The sequence below is a fragment of the Paenibacillus sp. 102 genome, from assembly GCF_039549175.1.
Taxonomy (GTDB): domain Bacteria; phylum Bacillota; class Bacilli; order Bacillales; family Bacillaceae_G; genus Bacillus_A.
This window is the reverse complement of the sequence record NZ_JBCGHT010000037.1, coordinates 1-12147: the sequence shown is the minus strand read 5'-3', so window position 1 is coordinate 12147 and position 12147 is coordinate 1. Positions and strand designations below refer to the sequence as shown.

9 protein-coding genes and 8 pseudogenes are annotated in these 12147 nt (G+C 34.5%); 16 read left to right on the top strand and 1 reads right to left on the bottom strand.

Annotated elements, in window-relative coordinates; translation table 11 throughout:
* The 13 genes and pseudogenes from AAIE21_RS28615 to AAIE21_RS28560 all read left to right on the top strand — a co-directional run.
* Positions 1-93: IS3 family transposase (locus AAIE21_RS28615; RefSeq protein ID WP_343267758.1), on the top strand; the 93-nt coding region annotated here is incomplete at its 5' end.
* A gap of 286 nt (positions 94-379) precedes the next feature.
* Positions 380-550, top strand: a pseudogene (locus tag AAIE21_RS28610) (deaminase domain-containing protein); the annotation flags it as partial.
* A 38-nt stretch (positions 551-588) separates the two neighbouring features.
* Positions 589-918: an HNH endonuclease gene (locus AAIE21_RS28605; RefSeq protein WP_343269784.1), complete on the top strand. Its 330-nt coding sequence runs from the start codon at positions 589-591 to the stop codon at positions 916-918.
* Positions 906-1334 (top strand): SMI1/KNR4 family protein, encoded by a 429-nt coding sequence (locus AAIE21_RS28600; protein ID WP_343269783.1) that lies wholly within the window; start codon positions 906-908, stop codon positions 1332-1334. Before AAIE21_RS28605 ends, AAIE21_RS28600 begins: the two co-directional genes overlap by 13 nt.
* Before the next feature lie 34 nt (positions 1335-1368).
* Positions 1369-1839, top strand: a complete 471-nt coding sequence (locus AAIE21_RS28595) for an SMI1/KNR4 family protein (RefSeq protein WP_340507663.1) — start codon at positions 1369-1371, stop codon at positions 1837-1839.
* A 559-nt stretch (positions 1840-2398) separates the two neighbouring features.
* Positions 2399-3019, top strand: a pseudogene (locus tag AAIE21_RS28590) (pentapeptide repeat-containing protein); the annotation flags it as partial.
* Positions 3007-3228 (top strand): annotated as a pseudogene (locus AAIE21_RS28585) (DNA/RNA non-specific endonuclease); the annotation flags it as partial. The pseudogenes AAIE21_RS28590 and AAIE21_RS28585, both read left to right, overlap by 13 nt.
* Positions 3229-3252: 24 nt before the next feature.
* A pseudogene (locus AAIE21_RS29730) lies at positions 3253-3339 on the top strand (HNH endonuclease); the annotation flags it as partial.
* Positions 3340-3353: 14 nt separating this feature from the next.
* The gene (locus tag AAIE21_RS28580) at positions 3354-3842 is read left to right on the top strand and encodes an SMI1/KNR4 family protein (RefSeq protein WP_343269782.1); all 489 of its coding nucleotides are present in this window, start codon (positions 3354-3356) and stop codon (positions 3840-3842) included.
* Positions 3843-3971: 129 nt separating this feature from the next.
* A pseudogene (locus AAIE21_RS28575) lies at positions 3972-4230 on the top strand (hypothetical protein); the annotation flags it as partial.
* Positions 4230-4585 (top strand): annotated as a pseudogene (locus AAIE21_RS28570) (ADP-ribosyltransferase); the annotation flags it as partial. The pseudogenes AAIE21_RS28575 and AAIE21_RS28570, both read left to right, overlap by 1 nt.
* 590 nt (positions 4586-5175) lie before the next feature.
* Positions 5176-7164: a glycohydrolase toxin TNT-related protein gene (locus AAIE21_RS28565; protein WP_343269781.1), complete on the top strand. Its 1989-nt coding sequence runs from the start codon at positions 5176-5178 to the stop codon at positions 7162-7164.
* Between the two features lie 13 nt (positions 7165-7177).
* Positions 7178-7786 carry a hypothetical protein gene (locus tag AAIE21_RS28560; RefSeq protein WP_343269780.1) on the top strand — a complete coding sequence of 203 codons (609 nt, stop codon included), beginning with the start codon at positions 7178-7180 and terminating at the stop codon, positions 7784-7786.
* Between the two features lie 81 nt (positions 7787-7867).
* On the opposite strand, the pseudogene AAIE21_RS28555 reads toward AAIE21_RS28560, so the two are convergent.
* A pseudogene (locus AAIE21_RS28555) lies at positions 7868-7986 on the bottom strand (IS6 family transposase); the annotation flags it as partial.
* A 164-nt stretch (positions 7987-8150) separates the two neighbouring features.
* Here AAIE21_RS28555 and AAIE21_RS28550 point away from each other — a divergent pair.
* The 3 genes and pseudogenes from AAIE21_RS28550 to AAIE21_RS28540 form a co-directional block, all read left to right on the top strand.
* The gene (locus tag AAIE21_RS28550) at positions 8151-8495 is read left to right on the top strand and encodes a hypothetical protein (RefSeq protein WP_343269779.1); all 345 of its coding nucleotides are present in this window, start codon (positions 8151-8153) and stop codon (positions 8493-8495) included.
* A 954-nt stretch (positions 8496-9449) separates the two neighbouring features.
* Positions 9450-10970: pseudogene (locus AAIE21_RS29725) on the top strand (T7SS effector LXG polymorphic toxin); the annotation flags it as partial.
* A 390-nt stretch (positions 10971-11360) separates the two neighbouring features.
* A partial coding sequence (locus AAIE21_RS28540; protein ID WP_343269785.1) for a TNT domain-containing protein occupies positions 11361-12147 on the top strand: 787 nt, incomplete at its 3' end.

Sequence of the window (12147 nt, the reverse complement as noted above, 5' to 3'; positions counted from 1 at the left end):
TATATTCATTACTATAATCATGATCGTATTAAAATAAAACTAAAAGGAATGAGTCCTGTACAATACAGAACTCATTTCTCGCAAGCTGCTTAAAAATATGTGTCTAACTTTTTGGGTTCACTTCAATTGTCGATTAAAGACAACAAGTGCTTTTTTATTAATAGGGGACCTATAGCTTCATTAAAGTATTTTTTATAAATTAAGGAAAATACAAATTGCTAGTATAATTGAAATTAAAATAGTAAAAGCAGCAGACAGACAACGTATTCGCCACCTTTAAAGGTGTAGAAATATTACCAGACGGGGCAGAACGAACTTCAGCGGAAAAGTAAAAAAGCCATGATATATAGTTGGTAAGTTGTAAGAAGTAACGGCATTCATGAATAAGTTGCCGAATAGTATGAAGAATGTCGGAGAGAAGATTAAAAATATTCATATCCCGAATGTATTCCCTGAACCTTTGGCAGCTGGTGTTGGGAATGTAGGAGAAAGAAAAACACTTGGCGCGTTATTTTCTGCTGTTAAGAGTGGAACTAAGGGTACGGGTAATATAAAGAAGGTTTTCCTCTATTCAACTCTAAGGAAGAAATGCTTTTAGATAAATCGTTTTATTTAGAACCAGATAAAGTACAATTTCGAGAGTTATCGTTAAGGCTATATGAAAAGATACAAAGAGATCAAGATTTGGCATTGAAATTTACTCCAAGTGAAATAGAGTATTTAAAAAGAGGGAAAGTACCCAAAACATTGACCTGGCATCACCATCAAGATCCAGGAAGAATGCAAATTGTTAATTTCTTTGAACATGATGCAGCACCACATACAGGTGGGAGAGCAATCTGGGGTGGTGGCGTTCCAGGAAGGAAAGGTCATTTAGTAAAACAGATTTTGGAGGGAATTATGACATGGAAAAAGTAAATTGGCTATTTACAGAAGAATTTATTGAAGAAAAAATAATATCTAAGGTAGAGAAATCTTTTGGAGTAATCTTTCCACAAGATTATAAGGAATGTGTAATGAAGTATAATGGTGGATGTCCGGAACCAGATAACTTTAATTTTGAAAATGGAGGGGAAGGTGTAATAAATAATCTATTAAGTTTCACAAGTCAAGATATGAATATAGAGATGTTTTACGATCCAATACAGCCTGAGATAGAGGGGATTGTTCCTTTTGCAAGAGATCCTTTTGGAAATCTAATATGTCTTGACTATCGTGCGGATAAACTATCACCGACAATTGTATTTTGGGATCATGAGGAACAAGGAGAAGCAGCTATAGAGATAATTTGTAATACATTTTCAGAGCTATTAGATGGATTATATGATGAGTGAAAACCTATTTATAAAAAGTGAAGGAGAAATAAATATGAACTTTGAATATACGTTTCCTCCAACGGACCAGAGAGAAATTGAAAACTTAGAGGAGAAATATAATATTAAGTTGCCAGATGAGTATAGACAATTTTTATTATTGAATAATGGGGGGAAAGCGGAGAAAAGAAGATTTGTTACAAATGATGACGGAAAAGAAGGTACTGTCGAGTCTTCTATTGTACTATTTTTTCCTTTAACTACTGAAACGAATCTTAATTTAGAAGAAATGTTTAACAAATATAACTTAGGGAAAGTAGTTCCTTCTCATTTTTTCCCAATTGGTTATAGCATAGGTGAAAGTTTAGTTTGTTTATTGCTCGAAGGAGAGGGGAAAGGTAATCTTTACTATTGCGATATGGATTATTTTGAACAAGATAATGAATTATTAGATGAAGATATAAAATTTATTGCAAAAGATTTTACAACATTTATAAAAGAACTTAAAGCACCACCGAAAAATTAATGTGTTATATGATGGGAATTTTGTATTAAAAAAGGATAAAAAACATTGTGAAAATGAGCGGGAAATGTATAATTATATTTGAAAATATATCTATAAAAATAATATAAAAGAGTACATCAACAAATAAAACTGTTGATGTACTCTTTTTATGGATTTGAGAACCAAATCGATAGCTTATAAGACAATATATTTCCAATGATTAAGGAAAATCATATTTGAATTTATAGCTCATCTTAGTAAGTAGACACATGATATTGGATACAGTGGCTTTATAAGAGGGATAACCACACTTATTTAATACTTGATTTATATTCGTTTACCAGAATGACAAAGCTCATGATGCTAAAGTTAAAGATGCACAGGCATCTAAAACAAGTGAACGAAACAGAAAGGATTTTTGACGGGGAAGTAAGAGCACTTATTTGGTGTCCTATTATTAATCTATTAATACAAAAAATGTCTTTAACTATTAAAAAAAGACATCCATAATTTTTCTACGTGATTGAAATGTATTATAAAATTCAAGTGAGGGCAATTAAATGGAGTGTTGATTGTAATCATGAATGTGAAGAATAATGATAGAATAAGAGTGATGGAAATATTAAGTAGATCTCAATACAATGATAAGATTATAGATGAGTTAGACCTTACTTTTTCAGGCCTGTCAGAGGTAATGGGAAAGCGTATTATGGCAAACCGAGTTATATTAAGGGCTTCCTCATTAATGGGAGCAGCGTTTCGTGATTGTGATTTTGAGCTGGCTGACTTTAGAAGTTGTAATTTAGGGGAAATCAACATTGCAGATTGTAGGTTTGGCGAAGCGGATTTCTCTAAAGCAAATATGAAATATGCAAAGATAAATATAAGTAGTTGCTTCGAGACTTGTTTTGATGAAGTTGATTTTTCATATGGAGAATTAGTTGGAACAATTTTAAATCATGCTACTTTTTGCCATGCGAATTTATCTGGAATTGATGCTACACAGGCGTATTGCACTGGAACGGATTTTAGCAGTGCTAATCTTACAAATGGTAAATTTGAAAAAGCGTATTTGGAAAATGCAAATTTATCAGAAATAGATGCTAGAAATGCAGATTTTACAAATGCAGATTTAACAGGAGCAAATGTAGAAGGAGCTAAGTTTGACGAAAATGTGAAGTACAAAAAAAAGAAGGATATACCTATGAAACCAACAACTTTGGTCGGATTGATAGTGTCGAAGCGGAAATACAACTCGGCAAAGGAAAGAGAAATCAATATACTCAAAGTAATGTAGGTGGAACAGACAGAATTAGAGGTAATTATCCAGGGAGAGATGATGGTGGTCATTTAATTGGTAGTCAATTTAAAGGATCTGGAGATATTGATAACTTAGTTCCAATTAATTCCTAAATAAATGAAGCTGGTGGGAAATGGCATCATCATCAAATACTAGGAAAAATGCAATTAGTAATAAAAGAAGTTCATAGTGTGAATCATTTAGGTGGAAATAGATTATAGGGAGGCGGAATTAGATGAAGAATTTAGAATGGAAGTATGCGGATGATTTGGTTACGGAAGAATTTGTGGAAAAAATAGGTCAATCACTGGGAATCAAGTTTCCAAAAGATTATATCGAGTGTGCAAAGGTAAATCATGGGGCTAATGTAATACCATATTGTTTTGATGTTGAAGGAATAGAAAGAGTCTTTGGTTCATTACTTTCTTTTGATGAGGAGAGTAGTGATTATATTGTAAGAGATTATAATAACTATCGTGCTACCTTACCTAAAGATGTAGTTCCCTTTGGAATCAATCCAGCAGGAAATTTAATCTGTTTTGATTATAAAAATCATGAAGAGAATCCAATTGTTGTCTTTTGGGAACATGAAGATGCATGGGAAAAGGAAGCGCTGATGGAGAGCGAAGGGATTACGGCAGGAGAAGCAGAGAAAGTCGCAAGAGAAAATGTATTTTTTGTTGCTAATACTTTCACAGAGTTCTTAAGTAAATTACACGATTAATAGAGAGTTAAAATTAAAGGGCTATCTCATAAGTGGTGGGTTTCACTTGCTCATGAGGTAACCTTTTTATTTTAGAATAGAAAGGTTATTTAACAGAGCGGTTCAACAAACTACTACCTATACTATTGCAAATTTTCATGTTTAAGTATGGAGAAATCCAGAATTTATAAGGGTATAAGCTTGGTGAAAAGATAGCCAAAAGCATAGATGATATGACAGCCAAATCGAAAAGCTTTGAAGTTGACGACTTTGGCCAAATAACATCTAAACAAGGCAGTACAGATTTCCATAGCTGGGTAAATAAAGCATCATACAGCAAGTAATAAGATTATAGATGATGAGATAAAGGGTGTAGAGGCTTCTCTTGATAGTAAGGGTACGGTTAAAGGTAGTAATACAAACTCAAACAAAATTAAACTAACTTCAGAACGAGAAAAATACTATCGAAAGAAAATAGATGAAGCTGAAGCGCGAGGAGAGTATAAAGTAGCAGATGATGCTAGATATGAACGCTACTGTGAATCTTATGATGGAGATGGTAAACCTTTAGATCGTAAAAATGGGATGTTAAGAATGAAAATTTAAAAGAGATCACAAAGCGTGGAAGGGAAGAAGAGATAAAAGGAAGAAAAGCTTTAGGAGAACATCTTGATCGAGAGTTAGAGAACAATAACGTTGGTAAGGTTGTTACGTATACATCTAGTGAAGGGCATCTTACGCGTCCAGATAGCATTGGGCGTAATGATTTTTGGTGTTAATTCATCCAACGAATAGCGATTATTTCGTATAATTCTAAAAAGTTTGACCATTCCTTAATATTCCCTTAACATTACCTTATACATATATACGATATAATAAGTAATCCTCTTTATCTTGGCTCTATATATTTATTGTTTCCTGTTGCAAAATCCTTATGATAAGGGTTCTTTTTTGTTCCATTTGGTTTGGGATCTATTCAGAAATCTGTGGCCTTTTTCTTATTTCATTTTGGACGGATATTTCCAATCATGTTTTTTCTTAGAAACAGTTGAAGAAACTACCCGGGGATCAGTTGGAATACGTGTCATTTAGAGTCAGCCATTATTTTATCAGAACTATGTGGGATATATTTTTTTAAAAGTATTGATGAAATAGTTAAGAATTCGCTGTTTTTTTTCGCATAAAAAAAGAACCCACTATAAGATGAGTTCTTTAGGGGATTGTTTCGTTTAAAGAGTGATATGTCTAATAAACATATAAAAGAAGATATAGGTTACTACATATATGTACATTAAGAATTTCAATAATGGATTTAGGGCGATGTTGCCGTGCCCCAGAAAGAGAGGCGGATTAAATGGGCTTTCATGTAGATTTAAAGGAATTCCATGAAGTACTGGAAAAACTTCAAAAAGACACCAGTAAAACAAATAATCAACTTGAACAAGCCAAACAAGCATTGAATGGCATTATCCAGGCCGATGCCATGCAGGGTGCAACAGGGAAAGCGATTGTCAACGACATCAATAATAACCAAAATACAGTTGTGATTGGATTGAAAGATACCAATGAATTACTTAGTATCGAAATGGCGCAAACCTTACAGGATTTTCAGTCAACAACTGGAGAAACTGATGAGAATGCGATTATTCTGGAAGATGCGTTACTGCAAGCACAAAACAAACTTTCCAATCTCCAACCCAAGAAACATGAAATGGATAGCCGCATCTCTAATATTTACAACAGCGTAAGTGATTTGATTTCACTGAGTATGCCGAACAGCCAGTTTGATGAAAAACTGGTTGCAGCCAGCAAAGAACTAGAGGATACGATTCAAAAAGTACAGCAATTTGAAAGCAAAAAAGAAAAAAGTAATGCGGAAAACATTCTCGATGCCCTAAAAAACCAAGTTCAAATTGCAGGGAAGATGGGTAGTTTATCTTATACTGATCCGCAACTGCAAGCTTTCTTTGCGCTAGATGATTTGGCAAAAGGCATTCATGAAATGGATACACAAATCACGAAGGCGAAAAAAGAAGCGCAACTGCAAGCTGAAAGAGAAATGAAGAAAAAGCAAGAGGAATGGGCGGACAATCATCCAGTGGAGGCTTGGCTTCAAAACTTTTCCAAGAGTGCTGGTGAGAAATGGGATGTATTGAGAAAAGGTACAAAATGGGTAGGGGAGAACATTCCTTTCCTGAAAGGACTTGCTGATGATGTCTTGGTGTTGGAAGGTTTTTTAGGGGCGGCAGGTTCCGCTATTAGTGGGATAGCGATAGGTGCGACGAAGCTAGGGAGCCTAGTCTTAGAGCTTGGTGAGTGGGGCTTTAACTCGATACGCGGCGTAGAAACAGAACAATGGAAACTGGACGATATTTACGGAGCAGGTAATACGATAAAAAATCTTGGACAAGCCATCATCAGCTGGCAGGATTATCCTAAGTATGGTAAGGCACTAGTTAACTCCGTAAAAGGTTATGTGGAAAAAGCATTGACTGATCCTTATGCTCTTGGTGGCGCGATATTTGATATTGGCAGTTGTTTTGTCGGCGTTGGTGAAGTAAACGCCGCAGTGAAAGGAACAGCTGCATTCGGAAAACTCGTAGAGGGTAGAAAAGTCTTTCAAGTAGCCGAGAAAAGCGGTAAAATAGGTGGTAAGTTGGAAGAAATAACGGCATTAATGAATAAGTTGCCGAGTAGTATGAAGAATGTCGCGGAGAAGATTAAAAATATTGAGATCCCGAATTTCTTCCCTGAAACTTCGCTAGCTGGTATTGGGAATGTAGGAGAAAGAAAAACACTTGGAGAATTATTTTCTGTTGCTAAGAGTGAAACTAAGGGTACGGGTAATGTTGGTAAGGGAGCTAGTGAGGCTGGGAAACATGTAGATGATGTGAAAATCCCTGAAAATATAAAGAAATGGAATTATCCACCTAGTGAAGAATTATATAAGAAATATGAGGATGTATATAAGAATCCAAAATACTATGACCAAGAAACAGGGGAAATTCATTGGCCGCCTAATGATGGATTTGTTTCGGGAACTCAAAAAGTGGAAACATTACATCCTGGAACGAAGTTGGATAGATATGGTAATCCGGCAGGTTCTTTTTTAGCTCCTGAAAGTGATTCGTTCCCAAGTAGAGCTTTGGCCCCGCATAGTGAACAAGCGCCTTATTATGTTTATGAGGTTATTGCTGATTTTGAAGTAACTTCAGGGAAAATTGCTCCTTGGTTTGATCAGCCAGGTGGAGGAACGCAAATTATTAAATATAAACCTAATGGTCGAACTTACTCTATAGAAGAATTAATAGAGCTTGAAATTATTAAACAAATAAAGCCATAAAGGAGTATAAAATATGGACTTAAGTGGTATATATAATTTAATTGAAACAGAATTTAAAGTGATTAAAAGGGAAAAAGATATTATTTGTGTTGTACCATTAGGTGGGGAAGATTATCCTGAAACTATTGTTAAGTTAACTTTTAATAAAGTAAATAATCATTATGAGATTTTTGAAGTTGTTAGAGGAAAAGAATACAAAGTAGATACATTTTCAGATAAATATAAATCAGCATTGGCTTTATATATTTTTTCGAAAAGTAAGTTAGAAGTAAGAAAGTATGATACAAATGTTCGAAATGAGATTAGGAGTACAACATCATTAAATAATATTCAAAAGATATTCAAAACGTTTTCAGATGAACAGTATTATTCTTTTTTCGAACTTAAGCCAGATAGAATAATTTTAGAAAAAAGCACAAATGATAGATATAATGTTTTATTTTTAGGGAAAAGTAACTCTAAGATTTATATAAATAAATCTAGAGAATTGAATAGTGCCGCGGTTGTTCTATACAATTTTTCTTTTAAACTAAGCCAATTTTATGATCTTATTAATATGATTGAAGCAAAGACGGATTCTGATTTTATAGAAACTTTAAAAGAATTATATCTTTTGGGTTGAAGAATGCAAATATGTATCTTTGAAGGCTCTGTTGCAAAGTTTTACAAGAGATAGATATAGGTCAGCGTGTATAATTAAATATTATGTGGCTACTAGTAATGGTTGTAATTCATTGTACGTTGAAAGACGAAGTCTGTTTGAAGACTTCGTCTTTGCTTATATAAGGCATGAATGGTTTCGATTCCTTTTATCGTACGTGAAAGCCTGCAGATTTGGATTTAGCTCAGATGCCAATTACTTATAAAAATATGATAGGTTCAGGATATCAGCGAGGCACTTTAAATTATGGACAATCATATACTGATCAAGTATTTTTTAGAAATAATCAACCAATTACAGCATTTCCAATATGGGGGAGATAGATATGGCAAAAGTAAATATTAATATGTTAAGTAGTATATTAAAGTACATTGATATTAACTATATGATTGATGAGGAGAGTAACAGTGTTTATGCACTAGATATTAATGATGAGAAGAACCAAAAATATATTATTCGTAGATTAATAGTTCCAGGTGTAAAATCTGATTATTCTGAATGGTACTTTAAGAGGGCTAAAGAAGTTATAGTAATGGGAATCGAAAACATTGAGACTACTACTAAGATATTTCATCAGATGTCATTTCCTTTTGAAAGTGATATAGTAGATAAAAAAACTTTTCTTGAGATTATATACCAAGAATTATTTGAAGGAAGAGATGATTATTAGAAGATAAGTATAGTGGACCTGGTATATAGCATTTGAGGTATTTCACAACATATAATGGTTGAAGCCTCAGAGTTAAATAAAGACAAAGCAATTTTATTAAGCTAAGTATTAATAGAGAAAAAAGGTTATGATATTAAAGAGTTTTTAAGTAACCTAGTTTTTTAAGCATTCTTTTCAAGGATGCTTTTTAATTTGATTTTTAAAACGAAATGTAATTTCGTATTTTACTAACGTAAATAATATAATTCCACAAAAAAGTGTACCTTCATTTGTTCATAAAGTATGTTATGATCTATGCAAGATTTTTCTTATTTATTTTCTTAAAGCATCTCGACTTCCCACGAGATGCTGTTCCCTTTTTAATGATTTTTGGTGTTAATTCATCCAACGAATAGCAATTGTTTCGTATAATTCTAACAAGTTTGACCATTCCTTAATATTCCCTTAACATTACCTTATACATATATACGATATAACAAGTAATTCTCTTTATCTTGATTCTATATATTTATTGTTCCCTTTTGCAAAATCCTTATGATAAGGGTTCTTTTTTGTTCCATTTGGTTTGGGATCTATTCAGAAATCTGTGTTCTTTTTCTTATTTCATTTTGGACGGATATTTCCAATCATGTTTTTTCTTAGAAACAGTTGAAGAAACTACCCGGAGATCAGTCGAGATACGTGTCATTTAGAGTCAACCATTGTTTTATCAGAACTATGTGGGATATATTTTTTAAAAAGTATTGATGAAATAGTTAAGAATTCGCTGTTTTTTTTCGCATAAAAAAAGAACCCACTATAAGATGGGCTCTTTAGGGGATTGTTTCGTTTAAAGAATGATATGTCTAATAAACATATAAAAGAAGATATAGGTTACTACATATATGTACATTAAGAATTTCAATAATGGATTTAGGGCGATGTTGCCGTGCCCCAGAAAGAGAGGCGGATTAAATGGGTTTTCATGTAGATTTAAAGGAATTCCATGAAGTACTGGAAAAACTTCAAAAAGACACCAGTAAAACAAATGATCAACTTGAACAAGCCAAACAAGCATTGAATGGCATTATCCAGGCCGATGCCATGCAGGGTGCAACAGGGAAAGCGATTGTCAACGACATCAATAATAACCAAAATACAGTTGTGATTGGATTGAAAGATACCAATGAATTACTTAGTATAGAAATGGCGCAAACCTTACAGGATTTTCAGTCAACAACGGGAGAAACTGATGAGAATGCGATTATTCTGGAAGATGCATTACTGCAAGCACAAAACAAACTTTCCAATCTCCACCCCAAGAAACATGAAATGGATAGTCGCATCTCTAATATTTACAACAGCGTAAGTGATTTGATTTCACTGAGTATGCCGAAAAGCCAGTTTGATGAAAAACTGGTTGCAGCTAGTAAAGAACTAGAGGATACGATTCAAAAAGTACAGCAATTTGAAAGCAAAAAAGAAAAAAGCAATGCGGAAGAAATTCTCGATGCCCTAAACAAACAAGTTCAAATTGCAGGGAAGATGGGTAGTTTATCTTATACTGATTCGCAACTGCAAGCTTTCTTTGCGCTAGATGATTTGGCAAAAGGCATTCATGAAATGGATACACAAATCACGAAGGCGAAAAAAGAAGCGCAACTGCAAGCTGAAAGAGAAATGAAGAAAAAGCAAGAGGAATGGGCGGAACATCATCCAGTGGAGGCTTGGCTTCAAAACTTTTCCAATAGTGCCGGTGAGAAATGGGATGTATTGAGAAAAGGCACAAAATGGGTAGGAGAGAACATCCCTTTCCTAAAAGGACTTGCTGATGATGCCTTGGTGTTGGAAGGTTTTTTAGGCGCGGCAGGATCCGCTATTAGTGGGATTGCGATAGGTGCGACGAAGCTAGGGAGCCTAGTCTTAGAGCTTGGTGAGTGGGGCTTTAACTCGATACGCGGCGTAGAAACAGAACAGTGGAAACTGGACGATATTTATGGAGCTGGTAATACGCTAAAAAATCTTGGGCAAGCCATCATCAGTTGGCAGGATTATCCTAAGTATGGTAAGACACTAGTTAACTCCGTAAAAGGTTATGTAGAAAAAGCATTGACTGATCCTTATGCTCTTGGTGGCGCGATATTTGATATTGGTAGTTGTTTTGTCGGCGTCGGTGAAGTAACCGCCGCAGTGAAAGGATCAGCTGTATTAGGAAAACTCGCAGAGGGTGCAAAAGTCTTTCAAGTAGCAGAGAAAAGCGGTAAAATAGGTGGTAAGTTGGAAGAAGTAGCGGCATTCATGAATAAGCTGCCGGGTAGTATGAAGAATGTCGGGGAGAAGATTAAAAATATTGAAATCCCGAATTTATTCCCTGAACCTTTGGCAACTGGCATTGGGAATGTAGGAGAAAGAAAAACACTTGGAGAATTATTTTCTGTTGCTAAGAGTGAAACTAAGGGGCAAGCGCAAAATGCGAACCGGTTATCTGGGGAGAAATTCGATAATCCTTCTCTTAATATAGAGGAGAAAACACCTGTGGAAAATGCGCCAGTGATTGAGAAGAAATCGGCGACGTTTTTTGATGGGTTGAATTTGAAGAATGGTGCGAAGGTAGCGGAAGAGAGGGGAGGCAAAGCTTGGGATGAAATATTTAAAAATACAGATTTTCCAAACATAGATAATGAGGGTTTGAAAAATCTTATTGAGGATATTAATAAATCAAGTTTGTCTCCGAATGAAAAAATCCTAGCTAATATTGAAGCTTATAATAAGGCAGTAGAGGCAGGGGTAAAAACCGATATTCAAGTTATCTCTAGTACTAATTGTATTGATAGTATTACTGGAAAAGTTAAATGGCCTGAGGCGGAGGGATATGTAGTTGATCGGATGGGAAATGCCATAAAAGAAGAAATATCCCCTAAAGTTGGTGACGTTATGGATCGTTATGGTAGTGTATATGGAACATACACATCACCATTTAATGATACGAATGGATATTCATTTTCTGAACGTGCTCTACCATATATTGAGAATCCGAATGTTTATCATAAGTATGAAGTAATACGAGATTTCAGGGAATTAAAAGAAGTGATTGAAACATGGCCAGACAAAGGATTAGTAGATGAATTCTTTATGGATGCTAAAGCATATGGATATGACATGGATAATTTCACCTCTTTTGCTGGTGAAATTGCGCCTGCCTTTGATGCAGTAGGTGGAGGAATACAATGGAAATTACCAATGTCCATTGAATATCTGGAGGAATTTGGATTTATAAAAGAAATTAAGGTTTCGGAAGAGGTCGGAGGCAAAGCTTGGGATGGAATATTTAAAAATACAGATTTTCCAAACATAGATAATGCTGGTTTGAAAAATCTTATTGAGGATATTAATAAATCAAGTTTGTCTCCGAATGAAAAAATCCTAGCTAATATTGAAGCTTATAATAAGGCAGTAGAGGCAGGGGTAAAAACCGATATTCAAGTTATTTCTAGTACTAATTGTATTGATAGTATTACTGGAAAAGTTAAATGGCCAGAGGCGGAAGGATATGTAGTTGATCGGATGGGAAATGCCATAAAAGAAGAAATATCCCCTAAAGTTGGTGACGTTATGGATCGTTATGGTAGTGTATATGGAACATACACATCACCATTTAATGATACGAATGGAT